A 19,076-nucleotide genomic window follows, 5' to 3' on the forward strand; every position below is an offset into this window, starting at 1 on the left:
TTCGGCCCGATAGGCTTCGACAACCTTCCATCGGAATAGGTGTCGAGTTTTCTTTTTCTTATAGCCTAACAAATCATTAAGATACGTATTCATACTGGATTTTGACTAGATTTTCCAGTAGCATACGTTTTGTTGTATAAGTGCCATTATGTAAAGTAGAGCCTCCTAAAAGCCTACCCTGAAAAGGTGGAAAGCCTGCCAGAAGCCTCCTTAAAGCCATCCGAAAGCCTATAGTACCCCTTTTGAATGGGATAAAAATAGTGCAAATCAACAGAGAGCCTTTAGTTGGCAAAATGACTTGTAAACTAGTTTACAAATCCCTGAGCGAAAACAGACCCCATTTTACTTTAGCAAGATGTGTTTTTGTCGGACAAAACCTTCCCGTAGCCTTCAGCTAACGGACTCAATTGGCCTTCGAAGTCGGCCAATTTCAACACAAAGCCAAAAAGCAAATCTAGTTTTTATCCCCTTTCCAACTCTTTTCTTATTTGGCCAGTTAGCCCATGCCGGGCTGGATTTTCTACCACAGCCCCCACTCAAAGAGGCAGGGCTGGGCACGCAAGATCTATCTTTCCCAAGACTCTTCAAGGGTAGATGAAAAATTAAATTGTGTTAAATATTTCCTTAGACACTAGCTCATCCACAACTCTTTAAGAGATTTGAGTGTCTTTGCTCAAAACTAAATCCAATTATGAAAACTATTCTCCTGTTTTTGATCTCAACAACTTCTCTATTCGCACAGGGTAAATTCTCAGTTGCGCCAAGCTACTGGTTCAACTATGGTAACTATTCTTACAAAGTACGTTCTGTTTACGATGGATCAGTGGCCAACCCATCCGGTCATAGTACAGCTTCATCAGTTGGATTGACAGCTCATTATAACTTTAATCAGAAATGGGACTTATCAGTAGGTGCACTCTACAACAAGACCATATCCCATCTAAAAACCTCTATAAATGAAGATGTTAGATTAACCACGGAATACATTCAGTTTCCTGTCTTGGTTAACTACAGGTTATCAGAACGCCGTCTATCACCTTATTTCTCGGCAGGGGCTATTTTTGAGAAGAACAAAACGGCTACTAGCGATCCGTTAAAAGCCAACGCAGCTATAGGAGTAGGGATAGACTATAAGATTAACTCTAGATTTTCTTGGCTCATTCAGCCAACTGCAAGCTATCTACTTAACAAGCCCGATAATACGACGCTTTTCCAATTTGATAACTATAATTCATACAGGATCGGCATACAGACTCAACTACTAATTCATTTTTAGAGGTGTCTGCGACGCTGCATAAGGGTTTTGGGCTGCCCCCTAAACCATCCGGGGTGGTCGTACGACTGTTCGTGCTATTGCCTATCCCTGGCAAGTTACATCCCTGCCTTGCTCGCGTTGTTTAAGCAGATATTTGAGCAAGTTCATTAAAACTTTCTAATGGATTCTATAGATATTCCATTAACATAACACTGCCCCTTCTTCTTCCCTTTCCAAAGGACAATCTGTGCTTGTTTTCAGGGCTCACATAGAGGGGTCAATCTTGGAATAATTGATTAACATAATCTCCCTTATGTAACTTGGCTTGGAAAAATACAACTTTTAGTAAATAAGAGCAATAGACTTTATCAAGTAAATCACGTTTATTTATTCTCTAAAAACGCTCTATTCGCGTTACATGGCCTCTAAAGACGCAAGTGACCGCAGCCCGCGGACGGTGGATTTTAAGGCCCGCCGCTGCGGTACGAAACGGCAAAGGCACACTAAGTAGATGGTAAAGGCTCAACGTTCACCGTCTATCTGCCGGGCTGATGGTGTCTTGTTCTAAAAAAGGATGTTTTCTGAACGATTTCCTGGGTGACCCGTCTTAAAAAAGTGTTAACCATTGTCCGATCCTGAAAATAAACGGTCCCGATCCGCTAAGCGTGGTTCCCCACAACAGCCGGTACCGGCTCCCCGGACGGGCCGGAACGGGACCGTTCCGGTACCAGCGGCTGAACCGGCCGTGGCGGTTGTCAATTTTATTCAAAATTCGTTGATCAAACTCTCCAGAATCTCCATCCTACTGTCGGATTTTCTAGCAGGACGTTTCCTGATAAATTTTCAATACAATAAGTATAAAAACTCTTTAAGGCATATATCACCCTGGCAATAAAGGCAAGAAAAGATCAGAGAATTTAACTATACAAGCATAAATTATCAGGATTCAAATAAATACTTCCAATTAAAAATGAATTAAAGCAATAGGCCTTACTTCGTGTTATATTTGTTACGATCCATTCCCGTGATCATGCAAAAGAAGCGTATACACAACCCAATCTGGCACCGACTGTTCTGCCTGCTGATGGCTTTTTATGTCATCAACGTCAGTATCGATGCGCCCGATGGGTATGTATCGCCGAACAGCCAAGGCGAATACCGGGAAGACTTGTCCTTCAATGAAATTGAAAGTTTTTTTGAACTGGTGCTTGAAGTCGGCTTTGGTCTAAACGACGCCGTTCCTGAACACGATGAGTCGGACGAAGAAGAAGATCAACTCACCAAAATCTTCATGGACTGGTCAATTCCTGGGCCGGTTATATTTTATCAGTTGAATCCCGTAGCGGGCTATCTGCCCCCTGTCCTGATGGCTTATATCGGTATTATCTACCTGTCTAACCCGTCAGAGATCAATACCCCACCCCCCCAACGGCGACCCGGCCAAATCGCGTAATAACGTAACGGCAGTCATGGTTACGCTGGTCAATCCGGGCCACGCGTAGGATGCCGTTTATCCGGGCGAATTCGGCTTGCCCATTCAGGCACGTCTTTCTTTTCAATCCATTTTTATTTTTTCCAAACGAACATGCTTGTTCAAGCAGTGGCCCGCATCAGCCGGGCCCGATTGACTACGCTTGTCCTGCCGTTTTGTGTGTCTATTTCATTACTGACAGCGTGCACAACCGAGAAAAAGCAGGAGACAGCGAAAACCGAAAAATACCCCGTCGTACAGCCCATCGTGACGGATACCCTCTACGCCAAAGATTACGTTGCTGACATTCAGGCAGTACAGAACGTAGAGATTCGATCCCGAATTGAAGGCTATCTGGACCACATCTACGTCGATGAAGGCGCTTTCGTCCACAAAGGTCAGCTGCTCTTTACGGTCAATAATCCCGAATACCGCGAAGAATTATTGCGGGCAACGGCTAGTCTCAACAATGCGACGGCGGAAGCTAAAACCGCCGAGGTCGAGGTGAAGAGCGTTTCATTATTAACGGCTAAAAAGGTTATTTCTGAGATTGAACTGGAAAAAGCCCAGGCGAAACTGTCGGCTTTACGAGCGAAAATCGATGAGGCTAAAACCGCCCAAACCGGTGCGCGACTCAAGTTGACGCTGACCCAGCTACGGGCGCCCTTTGACGGTGTTGTGGACCGGATTCCCAACAAGGTGGGCAGTCTGGTGGAAGGGGGAACCCTGCTGACGACGCTATCGGACAGTCGACAGGTGTTTGCTTACTTCAACGTGCCCGAAGGGGAATACCTGGATTTTGTTACGGCCAATGATGCGGTACAAAAACGGGATGTATCGTTGCTGTTGGCCAACAATCAACTTCACACCAGTAAGGGCAGTATTGAGAAAATCGATGGGCAGATCGACCGGAATACGGGCAACATCGCCTTCCGGGCCCGCTTCGCTAATCCTAAAAACTTGCTTAAACACGGGTCGAGCGGGAAGGTCAGGATGAATCAGGCCGTGACGGGCGCTATGCTTATTCCTCAGAAAGCAGCTTTTGAGTTGCAGGACAAGCTGTTTGTGTTTGTCGTGGGAACGGATAATAAAGTACATATGCAACGTTTCGTATCCAAACTTCGCCTGCCTCAGCTCTATGTCGTCCAATCGGGCCTGACCGCTACAGATCGTATCCTATATGAAGGAATTCAGACGGTGAAAGAAGGCGATCAGATCGAACCGCAATTGGTTTCAGCCCCCCAACTTAGGTCTCAACTGGCCAAGCAGTAATTCTCAACCGTTCAACGACCGCCATGGCGGACCACTATGTTTTCAAAATTCATTGAACGCCCGGTACTGGCTATTGTCATCTCGGTGATCATTACGCTATTGGGTTTGCTGGCCATGACGCAGCTGCCGATGACGCAATTCCCGTCGGTAGCCCCGCCGGAAGTTAACGTCACCACCGAATACACGGGCGCTAACGCCGAAACGTCGGTTAAAGCGGTTATCACCCCCCTCGAGCGGGCTATTAATGGCGTACCGGGTATGAAGTACATGTCATCCGACGCCACCAACGATGGCGTAAGCGTCGTACAGGTCATCTTCGATGTGGGTACTGACCCCGATGTAGCCGCCGTAAACGTACAGAATCGGGTTGCCGCCGTTATGGCCGAACTGCCCTCGGAGGTCATTAAAAACGGGGTCAAGATTGCCAAGGAAGAAAATTCGATGCTTATGTATCTGAACGTCTTCAGCAGCAATGATGCCCTGGATGAGAAGTTCCTCTACAACTTCGCCGATATCAACATACTGGTGGAGCTAAAACGCATAAAGGGCGTTGGGTATGCCGATATTATGGGGGCCCGCGAATATGCCATGCGCGTCTGGCTCAAACCGGATCGCATGATGGCCTACAACATATCGGCCGAAGAAGTGGTCGCACGGCTGCAGGAGCAGAACGTCGAAGCGGCTCCCGGTAAGCTGGGCGAAAGTTCCGATAAGCAGGGACAGGCCCTTCAGTACGTGCTTAAATACACGGGCAAATACACCACCGAGGAGCAGTACGGCAATATTCCCCTCAAAGCGAACGTCGATGGGGAACTGCTGCGGCTTAAAGACCTGGCTGACATTGAGTTCAGCACGACCTATTATGACGTTGTATCCAAGCACAATGGCCGGCCATCGGCAGCGATTATGCTTAAACAGCTGCCTGGTTCGAACGCTAGCGAGGTCATTGCCGGCATCAAAACCCGAATGGCGGAACTGAAACAGACCCGTTTTGCTCCCGGTATGGATTACGAAATTACCTACGACGTGTCACGCTTTCTGGATGCATCGGTGCACGAAGTAATCAAAACACTTATTGAAGCTTTCTTCCTGGTAGCCCTGGTCGTATTTCTGTTTTTGCAAGACTGGCGGTCGACACTCATTCCCGCCATTGCCGTGCCGGTAGCCCTGATTGGTACGTTCTTTTTCATGCAGCTCTTTGGCTTCTCCATCAACCTCATCACGCTCTTCGCCCTGGTGTTGGCTATCGGCGTAGTGGTCGATGACTCTATTGTAGTCGTCGAAGCGGTTCACGCCAAGATGGAACGGGATGGGTTAAGTCCCTGGGAAGCCGCCAAGGCAGCGATTAGCGAGATTGGTGGGGCGGTGATGGCCATTACCCTGGTGATGATTGCCGTGTTTGTGCCCGTCATGTTTTTGACGGGTCCCGTGGGGATTTTCTTTCGGCAGTTTGCCGTGACAATGACCGTTGCCATTCTGATCTCAGCAATCAACGCCCTTACTCTTAGCCCGGCGTTGTGCGCGCTCATTCTGAAAAATACACCGGGGCACGATGGGCATAATATACCTAAAACCGGCATTTTATCTGGCTTCTTTACCCGCTTTAACGCAGCGTACGACAACCTGGCTCACCGTTACGGATCGCTGTTGCGGGTTATTGTCAATCGGCGGGTGGTGACTTTTGGGCTATTGCTCGCTTTCTGCGCGGGCGTTTGGGGCACGAGTTCGCTTGTCGCACCCGGCTTTATTCCCAATGACGACCAGGGTACGTTCTACGCCAGCATTACAACGCCGGCGGGGGCCACCCTGGAACGTACTGGTCTGGTAGTTGATGAGATACAGCAACTAGCCAAAGGAATTCCAGCCATAAAGTCCGTTTCGACGCTGGCCGGGAACAATATCCTCTCCGATGGTACGGGGGCCACGTTCGGTACCTGCCTGATCAACCTGAAAACCTGGGATGAACGAACGGAATCGGTCGATGAGGTGATCGAATCGCTGGCCGAAAAGACGCACGGCATTAAAGGGGCTAAGATTGAATTTTTCCCACCCCCTGCCGTGCCGGGCTACGGGAATGCCAGTGGTTTGGAGCTACGGCTGCTCGATCAGACCGGTACGAGTGATTATAAGAAGATGGAAGGCGTGGTTCAGCAGTTTGTGAAGGATTTGGAAGATCGTCCCGAGATTGAGAATACGTTTACCATCTTCGATGCCAGCTTTCCGCAGTACATGCTCTACGTTGATCCCGACAAGGCGGCCCAAAAGGGGGTGTCGGTTGGCCGGGCGATGCAGACATTGCAAACCCTGATCGGTTCGGAGTACGCGACCAACTTTATTCGGTTCGGACAGATGTACAAAGTAATGGTGCAGGCGCTTCCCAGCTACCGGGCCCAACTGGACGATCTGCTGAAGTTGTATGTGAAAAATGAAAACGGCGAAATGGTCCCTTACTCGGCGTTTATGCGGGTGGAACGGGTGTATGGTCTGGAGCAGGCCACCCGGTACAATATGTACCCCTCCGCTGAAATCAATGGGCAGGCGGCCCCCGAATTTAGCAGCGGTAGTGCCATTCGGGCCGTGCAGGAAGTGGCGGCCACCAAGCTACCCAAAGGCTACAGCATCGACTGGGCCGGTATCTCGCGGGATGAAGTGCAGTCGGGTAATCAGGCGATCTATATTTTTGCGATCTGTCTGGTGTTTGTGTACCTGATTCTGGCCGCCCAGTACGAAAGCTTTCTGCTGCCACTGCCCGTGATTCTCTCGCTGCCGACGGGCGTTTTTGGGGCGTTTTTCTTTCTGTGGGTTACGGGCCTGGAAAACAACATCTACGCCCAGATCGCGATGGTCATGTTGATCGGACTACTCGGTAAAAATGCCATTCTGATCGTGGAGTTTGCCAATCAACGCCGGGCCGATGGACTGTCAATCATCCAGGCAACCATTGAAGGAGCATTAGCCCGGTTACGGCCTATCCTGATGACTTCCTTTGCCTTCATTGCGGGGCTGATTCCGCTTTGCATCGCTACGGGCGCGGGGGCAGTCGGTAACCGCACCATTGGCACCGCTGCCGCAGGGGGCATGCTGGTAGGAACTCTGTTCGGACTCCTCATTATACCGGGGCTGTACCTCGTGTTTGCCAGCCTGGCGAACCGGTTCAGTAAACCGCGGCCAGTGCCTAACCCGCCGTCAATTCCTACGAAATCCCATACCAACGCTACCCTACATGAAACAGTGTAAACGTAATTTGCTATTGATTGGCCTGGTGCTCGGTAGCCTTGGCGGGTGTCGGAGTCTCCATCAGCCCGCGTCCACGCCCGTGGTGTCAATCCCTCAATCCTTTGCGGGGAATGTCGATTCATCGGGCATTGGCGAGCAGCCGTTCCGATTGCTGTTTACCGACCCCAACCTGGTAGCCCTCATTGATACGGCATTGGTTAGTAACCTGGATCAGAAAATAGCGCTGCAGCGCATCAACGTAGCCCGCGCTACTTTCGGCATTAGTCAAGGGGCCCTGCTGCCACAGGTTGATGCGGTGGCAACGGCTGGCCTGGACCGCTTTGGCCGCTACACCATGAACGGGGTCGGGAACTTTGACACCAACCTATCCGATAATGTCAATGGGTCTCGCCTGATTCCCAATCCCACGCCCGACTTTTTCACGGGCTTTCGAGCCTCGTGGGAAGCGGACCTATGGGGTAAACTTCGCAACCGGCGACGAGCGGCCTACAACCGGGTACTGGCTTCCGTAGAAGGCCGCAATCTGGTTCTTACCGCCCTCACCGCTGAAATCGCCCGGCTGTATTATACCCTTTTAGCCGACGACGCCGAAGTGGAAATTATCCGCGACAACATCAAACTGCAACAGCAGGCGGTCACGCTGGTCGACGTACAGAAGCAGGCGGGTCGCGTGACCGAACTGGCCGTGCAGCAGTTCAAAGCACAATTACTGAACACACGCGGCCTGGAAGGGCAGGTACGCCAGCGACTCATTGAGACCGAAAATCAGATCAATGTGCTACTGGGTCGTTATCCTGGGCCTATCAAGCGGGGCCCTTCCATTCGGGAGCAGCCACTACCCGCGTCGGTGCTGGCCGGTATTCCCTCGCAGTTAGTCCGTCGCCGGCCCGACATCCGGCAGGCCGAGCGCGAACTGGAAGCCGCCAATGTGGACATAGCCGTGGCCCGTGCTGATTTTCTGCCAAGCCTGAATCTAACCCCTTACGTAGGTCTTAACGCGTTTCGACCCTCGGTACTGCTCAATCCCGCGTCGCTGGTCGCAGGCGTACTGGGCAGTCTGGCCGCACCGGTCTTTAACCGACGCTTGCTGAAAGGAAATCTGGCTATTTCGCAGGCCCAAAGCCGCGAAGCTTATTTTGCCTACCAACGAGCGATCTTGACCGGGGTGAGTGAAGTGGTCAGCAATATGAATGGGCTGGAGAACTACCGTGCCGTGGCTAATTTACAAACGCAGGAAGTAGCGGTACTCAGGCAGGCGGCTACCACGTCCAACGATCTATTTGCGGCTAATTACGCCACTTATCTGGAAGTGATCACGGCGCAACGGTCGGTGCTGGATGCGGAACGGGCGCTGATCAATACCAAACAATCCCAGTTTCTGTCCCTGGTTGACTTGTACCGAGCGCTGGGGGGCGGCCGGGAGTAACCAAATACCCTTATTAACCAGTAGCCTCACGCAGATAAAACGGTGTAAGGCTATTTTTCACTGACACACGAATGATTCTCAATTTCCTGTTTACCCTGCTGCTGGTAGCCCTGAATGGTTTTTTTGTGGCGGCCGAATTTGCCATTGTTAAGGTGCGGGCTTCCCAACTTGAACTGAAGGCTCAAGCGGGCAATGCGTCGGCCCGGCTGGCTACCCATATGCTTTCGCACCTAGACGGGTATTTGGCCGCTACTCAGTTTGGCATTACCCTGGCCAGCCTGGGACTAGGCTGGATTGGCGAACCGGTCGTGGGCGCACTATTGACGGCCGGGTTTGACCTGGTCGGCCTATCGCTGAGCGCGGAGATGGCCCACCAGATTTCGTTACCCATTGCGTTTGCCCTCATCACGATGCTGCATATTGTTTTTGGCGAACTAGCCCCGAAATCACTCGCCATTCAGCGTTCGGAAAGCACCACACTGCTCATCGCTTATCCGTTGCAGGGATTTTATCTGCTCTTTCGTCCCTTTATCTGGGTGTTGAACGGATTCGCCAACGCGGTTCTGAAAGGGTTTGGCATCCAGGCCACTCATGGGAATGAAGTGCATAGTCCGGACGAGTTAAAGTTTTTGGTGCGCCAGAGTCAGGAGGACGCCGAGGAATCGGATCACCCGATTCCGGCCTCCGATCTGACCATCGTAGGCCGGGCTTTTGATTTTTCGGATCGAACCGTTCGGCAAATTATGGTGCCCAGGACGCACATCTTTGGGGTCAACGTGAATGAGTTCGATCAGCTTGTGCTGGATCGGATCATGGCCGAAAAATACTCCCGAATCCTGTGTTACGATGACGACCTGGATCATGTGCTGGGAGTCATCCACCTGCGCGACCTGCTGATCACCCTGCGCCAGCATCCATCTGTCGATCTGCGTTCCCTGACTAAACCGTTGCTGGTGGTGCCCGAAAATAAATCGATTCGCCTGCTGCTGCGCGATTTGCAGCGGCAGCGTAAGGTCATGGCGTTAGTAATCAATGAATACGGGGGTACCGAGGGCCTGGTGACCATGGAAGATATTCTGGAGGAACTGGTAGGTGAAATTCAGGACGACTCCGATGAAGAACGCCCAATGGTGGAACAGATCAATGAGACGACTTATTCGGTGCTAGCCACCCAGTCGCTCGAAGATCTTAACGCACTATTGCCTCACCCGTTGCACCGACAGGGGGATTATGAATCGCTGGCCGGGCTCCTGCTGGGTCGATTTGGCCGGTTGCCCAGTGAAGGCGAAAAAACCCGGGTCGATGCTTACGAAGCGACCGTAACGGCGCGGATCGGCAACTCCATTGAACGGGTGCAATTGCGCGATTTGACCGCCGATCAGGCGGCTAACTAAGCATTTGTTCTTAACAACACCCCATATAACTTTATTGACTATGAGCTTAAGGGCATCAAAATTAGCCCGTTCCGGCACGGTCATGGTACGCCATCGCGGGCCGTTACGTTACCGGCTTTTACACGCACGTTAACCGCAAAATTATTTGCTCTCTGAAACGAACGTTAATAGTATAAACTTTCCAGCAATTTGCTAATGAACAGACTGTTAACTACCCTTAGTGGCGGGTATACCGCACCGGCACGGTTCGTCTTGGATCGGCATCCCGATTGCGGGCCCAGTCTGAATGTGTTAGCTATCCATATAACTGGCACAAGTTTACCTTAACTGTAGAACAAATGGATGATGTAAAGATCGTATGGTTGCGGAAGCATCGAACTAACTATTATATTTGAAAATTTCAACATTATGCTGCTCAATAAGCCAATTCCAATTCTTTTCTTCATTCGAGAAATACGCCGAGAAGCCTCGTTGGTTTTTTTGTTTGCTAATCTGGTTGTGGTCATTAAATTGGCTTTCAATCTGTGGTTTCTCACTGTCCCCGTGGCCATACCGGCCCTGTTAGGTACCTGTATATCCTTGTTACTGGCTTTTCGCACAAATCAATCGTATGAACGATGGTGGGAGGCCCGGATTGCTTGGGGAGCCATTGTCAATGACAGCCGCTCGTTTGTTCGTCAGCTTCAGATGTTTCTGCCAAATTCACCGGACCGGAATACTTTACTTCACGCGTTTGTAAATCGGCAATGCGCTTGGTGTTATGTGCTGGGTGATTCCCTACGGGGGGTAGATCCTACTGGAAGGCTTCGAGAATTTTTGCCCGGCTCAGAGATTGAGCTTATAGCAAAAGCCGATAATAAGGCCAATGTCCTGTTACTCAATCATGGCATTGCCATTCGTCAACTTTACCTATCGGGTCAGCTCACGGACTACCAGATGGTCCAACTCAGTAACTCGCTAACTTCATTTACTGATTCGATGGGCCGGTGCGAACGTATTAAAAACACGGTTTTTCCCCGTACTTACACCTTCAACATGCAAGTATTTATCTACTTATTTGCGGCTGTTTTGCCCTTCTGCTTTGACTACGATCTTTATTATCTGGATGTACCCATCGTAACCTTGATTGCATCAGCGTTTATTTTAATCGAAAAAAGTGGCATTCAATTGCAGGACCCCTTCGAGAACAAACCAACCGATACACCAATGACGACCATTGCCCGGACCATTGAGGTCAATTTGAAGACGATGACAGGTTTTGAGCTGATTCCAGAAAAACTGGCTACCAACGAGTATTACGCCCTATAAGCCATATTGCTGAACCTCATCGTTTGGATTAATAGTTGGCATCAACGCAGCCCCGCTAAGGCAACTCATGGGGCAACAAACCCAAAAGCCGCTGGTTCAAATCCTGCTGGGTGGTCGTCAATCGTACCTCTACGAAGAAATCGGGTCACTACTCGTTCAGCAGGTTGCGGCCGACATGTTAGCCCAACACTCCACCGACCCGCTGTTATCCTTTTACCTAACCGTAAAAGGGCAGGAGTTAATCTATCAGTTCATGAGCGATTTACTGAAGCGCGAGACTAAAGCGGTCTATCCACTTCGGGACGATGATGGCAAGACACTGTTTGTCGTGCGGGACCAGTTGGTGCAGGACCTAAGTCGGGCTCCGAGCATGCCCCATCTGGCCTTGGTGGCGGGGATGAGCGAAAGCAAACTCCGTAGATTATTTCGGCAGGTTTTCGGCATGAGCCTCTATGACTACTACCAGACGGTACGCATGCACGAAGCGGCCAGACTGTTGCGGGAGGCTAAACTATCCGTGTCCGAAACGGGCTATCAGCTGGGCTTTGCCAACCTAAGTCATTTTACTCGTGTCTTCAAGCAGCATCTGGGCCAAAAGCCCAAACAGTATGCAAAATCAATGTAGTGGCTGTGGGCTACTATTCGTAACCGTGGTGGAGTGGTATCGAAGTTTGGGAACAATTACAGACAGCGGCCATTCTATTGGCTGTCGGTAGGCCACTTACCGGATGACCTGAGTAATCGTTTGTTCCCTTAATCTCACAAATCGCTCAATTCCTGCTACAGCTTTCTTAAAGGCGGGTCGTGAATTATCCGCTAAAAAGGCAAAAAACCAAGTGACGAATCTATTGACTACCCTGGTTTTTGTAGATAAAACTCCTTATCCGTAACGGGCCAGGTAGCTGAACTGATTAGGCTTGACCGAACGCATAGCTGAAAACTCAGCACCCACACGGCACGTAACAGGCACTAAACACCACCAACACATTCAAAGCGATAAAGGGGAAAAGGCGGGGGCTATAGTGCTCATTAACATCAGCTAAAGCCAGAAAATTCGGGGGGTTATGCGCGTAAATTGATACAAGTAGCAAGCCCACTTATGAAAGTTAAATTACTTAGTTCAGGTCAGACCCAGCTATTTGAGAACTTTGAGTTTTCTTCATCCCAAATCGGTCCAAAAGGTGGTGATATATCGGGATATGTCTTTCCTGGTATTGCCTGCACTGACGAGGTTAGAGGGCTGATTACTCAGGATGCACCCGTTGCCATTGGCGTAAGCGGAGGAAAAGATTCAGGGGCGGCCGCACTTGCAACAGTTCAGTATCTGGATCAGATGGGACACAAAGGGCCCCGGCTGTTAATTCATTCGGATTTAGGCCGCGTGGAATGGGAACAGTCAATCCAAATCTGTGAAAAGCTGGCTCAGCAACTGGGCTTGGAGTTAGTGGTTGTGCAATGGAAACAGGGTGATATGGTTGATCGCTGGCAAAAACGTTGGCAGGATAATACACTCCGGTATGCGAATCTTGACTTAGTGAAGGTGCTACTACCCTGGTCCACTTCCGGAATGCGATTTTGTACAAGTGAGCTTAAAACATCAATAATCAGTCAGTACTTAACTACGCGTTTTCCGGGTCAGACCATCTTATCCGTAACGGGTATACGCCGTCAGGAGTCGAGAGAGCGACAAAAAAAACCAGTTGCCTCCTGGAGTAATGATTTAAGCCGTACCCCTCGAAATAGTCCGCCCACCGCTGGAATGAATTGGAATCCAATAATTGAGTGGAAGCATACGGACGTCTGGGCACTGCATCATTACTATAACCTCCCAATCCATGAGGCATACACGGAGTATAGTATGAGCCGGGTTTCCTGCGCTTTCTGTATTCTGGCGAGTCAGACGGATCTTCTCAACGCAGCGACGTATACCGGTAATCGGTTAGCTTACTCGTTACTGGTAGATTTAGAAATTGAATCGTCATTCAGTTTTAGAGAGGGGCACTGGCTTGCCGATATTAAACCCGCCTGGCTAACGGAGCCTCAAAGGGCTGGTTTGGTTGAAGCAAAACGGAAAAGTCGAGAGCGTCAACGAATCGAGGCGGCAATACCTGGTCATCTGCTTTACGAAAAAGGTTGGCCCGTGGTGATGCCCACGCCAGCTGAGGCCTGTTTATTAGCCTCAGTACGAAACCGGATAGCTGATCTACTGGAGTTAGCCATTCACTACAACGAGCAGGCTACCATTCTTGATCGATACCAATTTCTAATGGCGGAGAAAGAGCGTAAGAAGGTGCAACAAAATGTATCCGGTGAAGCAATCAGCCACCATGGGCCTGAACTGCTAACCCCTTACATTTTCTAATTTTAGTAAACTTGTTTGCCAGTAAAACCAAAAAATATACCCGCGCTCTAGTAGTGCGCGGGTATATTCAGTCTAGGGAATATTAATTAAGTTCTTATTGTTCCTGTACGCTACCAAGTCTACCATCTCCGAACTTTTCCAGTTGAGCACCTAGTAATTCTAAAGCACAAAGTAGTATTGTGACTTCGTAGCTAGCCAGTAGTTTTTCCTGGCCACACTGATTCACAATGTGTTTAGCGCTACTGATTTCAGTTGCTATTGTTTCCAGGACTAAATCATCGCAACATTCTAAATTGATTAAGTCATAGCCAGGAAGAGCCTCGCCAGAATCATCCTGGCTGGCCAGTTCCATCTCAATACGAAAAATCTGCAAGCCGCTTCGAAGCAGGATGGCATGAAGCGAACTCAACCGATTTGTTAGTCGTAACCCATTCAGACGTTCTTGCGCGTATTCAAACAGAATTTGCAGCTGTGAATCAGCAATGACAGAAGACAGGCGCTGATACGTCAAAAATTGTTCATGAAGCTGTGATTCACTTTTAGGGCTAACGGAAGGATAAAGAGACATGGCTCGGGTCATTTATAGGTTACCGAAAGTAAGTTTTACAGCCCTAAGTTGCTATGAAAAAAGAAATAGGAGAAATAAAGTGGGCCAACTACGATTAAAGTTGGCCGGGGGGTGAATTTCGGTTCAAAACGGGGTTTTGCGGGGGTGAAATTGATTCTGTCACGTACAAAATACTGGTAAAAGCCAAATGTTCTAGACTGAATAAGCTGATCTTTAGCCTATTTTAGATGACATGTGCAGACCACAATCAATTGATTGCCAATTCATTGACTACTAAATATGGCAATGAATTACTTCGCAAAAACCAATTTTTGTTTCGCTAACGTAGCGGCATAATACCGAGCTAAGAAATGATAGGTCACCATTTCATGCTGCCGGTTTTGACCCGTAAATATTCGGGTTAAACTCATGTGATTATGGTGCATTAACCAGTCCCACAGCGCATTAGGATTCGGTCGACTCTCAAAATAGGTCTGAACGTAAGTTACCTGATTGTGAATGCTGCCGCTCCGCGTATGAAACAGAGGTGCCAAATCGCGCATCCCCTCAATCAGCGAAGCTTCCCAGGATCGGTAGGTATCATTAAGCTTACGTTTAACTTCTTTGACTGAGCCGTGTTCCTGCCAAAATGCCTGTTGCAGTTTAGTGCTTAGAAATCCCCGAAGTTCCATCGACAGGCCAAAATCGGCGTACAACTGATCGATACTACTCATCGCCAACGTGTAGCGTTCGAGTTCATCGGGTTGTTCTGTTTGCTGCAGAAACTGGAACATCAGTTGACTATCTGCCGCAAAAATGGCCTCGCTGTAGGTTATCAAATCCGGGTTATACCGTTCAAGTTCTCGTTGATAGGTATCAATCTGGTACCGTTCAATTAGCCCAGAATCCAAAAAGGGTGAAAGACAGCCGGGGAGAAGCTTAAAGATCGCATCCGTCTTAGCCGGATCACATAAAAGCCGAATCCGGAGATGGTACCCAGGATCGGTATAGCGGATAAAAAACAATTGTGAACTCCAACCCTGCCGTTGAACCTGTTCCCAAAAGGGCAAGATCGCTTTCAAAAGCACTTCATCACTGGCTAGTTCCTGACAGTATACTTTGACATAGAACCATTCCTGCCCAGGAAAGTAAGTGCGTCTAATGGCCGTAAGCTGGGGTAATTTGCTAGAGTTGACAGGACTATTTGCCGTTCGAAAAGGAATAATAAATTCAGATTCATACCGGTTATTCCCCTCACTTACCCACTGTTCCAATTGATCACCCAGCCATTCGTAGAGAAGCACAATTCGTTTGTGTAATGCGTCGAGTAAAATGGTTTGAGCGGGTACAAACTCCAGATCGAGTAGCAGTTTATTATCGCCCTCAATCAATAGAACATAACGAGGTAGTTTATAAAGCGTTCGCAGATCATCAATAGTAGCGGATTGACCCTTCGAGGAGGCAATCCGGTCAAGCGTCCACTGAGCGGGAGCAATAATTAGATTTTTATACACTAGTCTGGGTAAAAAGGGCATCTGTTCAAAATGCCCCCAACTCCAGAAATGCACGTTACTTTCTGCCTGCTGCAGGTGAGCCATAAACTGGTAAACTTCATCACCGCGTAGGGAGTTATGAGCGGTACTATGGCGAGGACGTACGCGCTTTCCGGTCGGTTTGTGCGTCAGAATAACCTGATCATCAACCCCTACGCTTACGTACAAATCCGCTAGCAACAGGGTGTGCGGGCCATTCACCGAGGAAGGGTTAAGGTAGGGTATTTCATAAGGCCGAAGCACTGGCCGGATAATTAAATTACCCGTACTGGTTGATTTAGTCGGTAAATGGACAAATTCAGCCAGTATATCCTTCGGAAACTGCGCCTGTTCCCAGACGCACATACGGTGCACCTGGTCTGAGAGTTCGGGATCTCCCAAACAGAATCGACCCAGGAGCGAAGAAGGGCTATTGCCTATACTGGGATTGACCAGAAACGACCAATTGGACGATGGGTCCGCTTCGGCAGCTTTGATGGTTTTTTCCTTGCTCCGGTACATTTCACCGTGTACAAACCAGCAGGGTGGTAACGGCAACTGGGCTTTACGTTCCCGAAGCCGATCTATATCCGTCTCGGTAAGGCGTAGTTCATGGTTTTTCCCTAATAGATATCGTTTATACAGACTTTTTCTGAATTCATCCAGATCAGCAGGTAATGTGCTTACCAAAGTCGATTTCTTGTTAACATGCGCCAGTTCGGTTAGTAGAGGATACTTGGCTAATTCGTCAGAATTGTATCCGATGCCAATCTCGGGATCCAGGACTTCGAGCAACGCAACACTTTGGTGACCGTACCGTTCTTTAAACTGAGACTGAAATTGTTGAAAAGGTGGGTTTATAGTCGATTGAATTAAGGGAAGAACCTCGTTAAACTGGTGAGCAATCGATTGAACCAGTGACTTATCCAAGGATAATATCGCTGGTTTAAAATAAAGATCAGTCTGAATCAATGATTTTGGCGCTGTGGCGCCTGGATTCGTTTGAATCGCTAGCTGAGCCAACATATGCTGAGCGCTGAACAGGTTTTGAAGAGTCAGCGCCGGAGTAAGCCGCTGAAGGGCTGCCTGAAGCTGCTTGGTCCACTGGTCAACCTGTTCCAGGTGCTCTAATGGAATCAACTGCTCCAGAAGCGATTCATGCAGATTACGCCCCGTAACAGCCAACTGTAAATTACTAGTCAATACCTGGGCCTCGATCAACGCATCGATAATATCGGAAGATAGTTCTACACCTTGAGCCAGTTTAAGGAGTTGATCGTACGTATCAAATCGGGTTGGTGAGAGCTTGGTTAATAGGCCTTCCAACTGAGGACTGCTTTCGACGGAAGATAAAACAATCCTGGTATCATCTCCATCGTAAACAGCCTCCGCGTACCTGAAAGAATCGACCGCTTTATAAACACTATTGTTGAGTCGATAGGTCAGGTAGGGACGAAGTAGAGGTTGCACGTCTAAAGCGTGAACAATACCGATTAAAACCGATGCATCCGGCCGGCTGTAAGGTTGCCAGGGGGTCGGGCCAAAGCTGATCACTGATTCAGTAGTGAGCATGCCCACTGCAGTACCCGCAAATAAACCAAAGGGCGTTGATCGACTGAAGAGTCTAAATACGTACCGCCAAAGGGCTTGTGCTACCGCCTGCCCCGGTTGCTTACCTGATTCCAGGGCTGAGAACCAACTGGTGTATAAGTTAGGAGATGCCAAATATAAGGCTTTTTTAACCCAGGGTAGCTGCAAAATAGGCTCAAGCAGGACGTAGCTATCAGGCGTTGGTGACGTTGCCAGGAGTTCATCAATCTTCTCGCTTAGGTAGGTGATTGGCTTCTGAGCTACCCGCAGGCAAAAAAAGTCAAAGTGAGTAAATACAGGGTCCATAAGTAGCAAAAGGTCTACAAAAAATCCCGCTTAATCGAGGACTAAGCGGGATTTTTTGTAGGTAAAAAAGCTAAGCAAATTTAATCGTAGGTATTAACACTACCCGTTGAATTACCGCCAACTGCTTTTGGATTATTGCAGCCCTTAATGCGGGTCATCCTTGAATTAAGCTTCTTTTTACCAAGAAGTTGTTGAGCTGAAAAGGGCATTACTTTTTCCATAGGATCAATACGAATTAGGTTTCAACAGTAGTAAAAGTAATAAATTTCAAATTTTGTTACTAAACTATCTGCTGGTAATCATACGAAAAGTAATTATACCATCCTGAAACCCCATATTCCTCTGTTATCAGCCAACAACCTTACGTCCTCAGGCAATTGTGTTGACAATCGTTGAGCCTGAAATAATTCGCCCATCGCCTTTTCGCATGGTTTGGCGGCTGGCAATCTGACGCTTCATCAGTCTGAAGCCTACTTCCGGTTGAGTTTGACTTTTTTTCATAATCACTTTGCTTTTTTTGATTGCAAGTAGAAGAAAAATCATGCTGCACACCTTAAAATGTTGGCGAATTTGAAGAATAGTTGGTTAGTTGGCGAATTTAAGGTTCAAATCGAACTAGTCAGGTACGCAAAGAAATCTTTAATGTACGATTTGTAACTAGAACCTATTGGTAAATCATGACCTGAAGCCAATCTGACACTAGTTGAGGTAACTTTTTTAACTTGGTTGATTTTGACTACGTAACTACGATTGATTTGCACAAACTCTGTATTACCAAGCAAGGAGGCAAGCTCCTTCATCGTGACTTTAGTTATAAGGCTATTCTTGGCTGCATTCAGGAGGTGAATTTTTACGTAATTATCGGCTGATTCTAAATAAATGATCGATTCAATGGGAATGTCTTTATCAACCCGATCCACTTTGACGGTTAAAATCCGCGAAGACTTCTCAATGTGGGATTCCTGGATGCCGGTTTCAAAATCGGATCGTTTAACACCCAACTGCAGCTCTACCTTTTGAACCGCATCCGAAAACTCTTTGTAATCGAACGGTTTAGTTAGGTAATCGACAACGGCGAATTTAATGCCTTTGATTGCATACTCGTACTTTTTATAGGCCGTCGTTATAATTACCAGCGGAACGGGCTTGGGAAGCATTTCCAGTAAGTCAAAACCTGAAAACCGGGGCATTTGTACATCAAGCAGCAGTAAGTCAGGCTTCTTTGTCACGCATAACTGATTCGCTTCCTGAGCGTTCGACGCTACACCAACCAGCGTCAGGCTTGGCGTTGACTCAACAAAATCCAGCATCAATTCCTGGGCAGACGGCTCATTTTCTACTATCAGACATTTAATCTTAGGGACGATGTTCATATA

At 48.4% G+C, this 19,076-nt stretch carries 15 protein-coding genes; 9 read left to right on the forward strand and 6 right to left on the reverse strand.

All coding sequences use genetic code 11. The features are described 5' to 3' along the window. Positions 1-691: 691 nt before the first annotated feature. Entirely contained in the window at positions 692-1,276 is a 585-nt protein-coding gene (locus tag ACYU87_RS25775) for an outer membrane beta-barrel protein (protein ID WP_461136883.1), read from the forward strand. Between the two features lie 586 nt (positions 1,277-1,862). On the opposite strand, the gene ACYU87_RS25780 is transcribed toward ACYU87_RS25775, so the two are convergent. Beyond that, positions 1,863-2,024, reverse strand: coding sequence for a hypothetical protein (locus tag ACYU87_RS25780; RefSeq protein WP_461136884.1), 162 nt, complete (start codon positions 2,022-2,024; stop codon positions 1,863-1,865). Positions 2,025-2,285: 261 nt separating this feature from the next. Between ACYU87_RS25780 and ACYU87_RS25785 the strand changes: the two genes are divergently transcribed. The 8 genes from ACYU87_RS25785 to ACYU87_RS25820 all read left to right on the forward strand — a co-directional run bounded on the left by ACYU87_RS25785 (position 2,286) and on the right by ACYU87_RS25820 (position 13,725). After that, the gene (locus ACYU87_RS25785; RefSeq protein ID WP_461136885.1) at positions 2,286-2,708 is read left to right on the forward strand and encodes a hypothetical protein; all 423 of its coding nucleotides are present in this window, start codon (positions 2,286-2,288) and stop codon (positions 2,706-2,708) included. A gap of 132 nt (positions 2,709-2,840) precedes the next feature. After that, positions 2,841-3,998, forward strand: a complete 1,158-nt coding sequence (locus ACYU87_RS25790) for an efflux RND transporter periplasmic adaptor subunit (protein WP_461136886.1) — start codon at positions 2,841-2,843, stop codon at positions 3,996-3,998. A gap of 36 nt (positions 3,999-4,034) precedes the next feature. Beyond that, the gene (locus tag ACYU87_RS25795; protein ID WP_461136887.1) at positions 4,035-7,235 is read left to right on the forward strand and encodes an efflux RND transporter permease subunit; all 3,201 of its coding nucleotides are present in this window, start codon (positions 4,035-4,037) and stop codon (positions 7,233-7,235) included. Then, positions 7,222-8,661, forward strand: coding sequence for an efflux transporter outer membrane subunit (locus ACYU87_RS25800; protein ID WP_461136888.1), 1,440 nt, complete (start codon positions 7,222-7,224; stop codon positions 8,659-8,661). The genes ACYU87_RS25795 and ACYU87_RS25800 overlap by 14 nt, the downstream gene beginning before the upstream one ends. A gap of 71 nt (positions 8,662-8,732) precedes the next feature. Further along, entirely contained in the window at positions 8,733-10,055 is a 1,323-nt protein-coding gene (locus ACYU87_RS25805) for a hemolysin family protein (protein ID WP_461136889.1), read from the forward strand. Positions 10,056-10,463: 408 nt separating this feature from the next. Next, positions 10,464-11,363 carry a bestrophin family protein gene (locus ACYU87_RS25810; protein ID WP_461136890.1) on the forward strand — a complete coding sequence of 300 codons (900 nt, stop codon included), beginning with the start codon at positions 10,464-10,466 and terminating at the stop codon, positions 11,361-11,363. Between the two features lie 67 nt (positions 11,364-11,430). After that, the gene (locus ACYU87_RS25815) at positions 11,431-11,988 is read left to right on the forward strand and encodes a helix-turn-helix domain-containing protein (RefSeq protein ID WP_461136891.1); all 558 of its coding nucleotides are present in this window, start codon (positions 11,431-11,433) and stop codon (positions 11,986-11,988) included. Positions 11,989-12,462: 474 nt separating this feature from the next. Beyond that, positions 12,463-13,725, forward strand: coding sequence for a phosphoadenosine phosphosulfate reductase domain-containing protein (locus ACYU87_RS25820; protein ID WP_461136892.1), 1,263 nt, complete (start codon positions 12,463-12,465; stop codon positions 13,723-13,725). A 94-nt stretch (positions 13,726-13,819) separates the two neighbouring features. Here the strand turns inward: ACYU87_RS25820 and ACYU87_RS25825 are convergent, their stop codons facing one another. The 5 genes from ACYU87_RS25825 to ACYU87_RS25845 form a co-directional block, all read right to left on the reverse strand. Continuing rightward, positions 13,820-14,293, reverse strand: a complete 474-nt coding sequence (locus tag ACYU87_RS25825; RefSeq protein WP_461136893.1) for a hypothetical protein — start codon at positions 14,291-14,293, stop codon at positions 13,820-13,822. A 290-nt stretch (positions 14,294-14,583) separates the two neighbouring features. Beyond that, entirely contained in the window at positions 14,584-17,700 is a 3,117-nt protein-coding gene (locus tag ACYU87_RS25830) for a lantibiotic dehydratase (protein WP_461136894.1), read from the reverse strand. An 80-nt stretch (positions 17,701-17,780) separates the two neighbouring features. Next, complete coding sequence (locus ACYU87_RS25835) at positions 17,781-17,921, reverse strand: hypothetical protein (RefSeq protein ID WP_157627111.1); 141 nt, start codon at positions 17,919-17,921, stop codon at positions 17,781-17,783. Positions 17,922-18,069: 148 nt separating this feature from the next. Further along, positions 18,070-18,201: a hypothetical protein gene (locus tag ACYU87_RS25840; RefSeq protein ID WP_461136895.1), complete on the reverse strand. Its 132-nt coding sequence runs from the start codon at positions 18,199-18,201 to the stop codon at positions 18,070-18,072. A gap of 104 nt (positions 18,202-18,305) precedes the next feature. Next, positions 18,306-19,073, reverse strand: coding sequence for a LytR/AlgR family response regulator transcription factor (locus ACYU87_RS25845; protein WP_461136896.1), 768 nt, complete (start codon positions 19,071-19,073; stop codon positions 18,306-18,308). Between the last annotated feature and the right edge of the window lie 3 nt (positions 19,074-19,076).

Source organism: Spirosoma lituiforme (assembly GCF_054776635.1).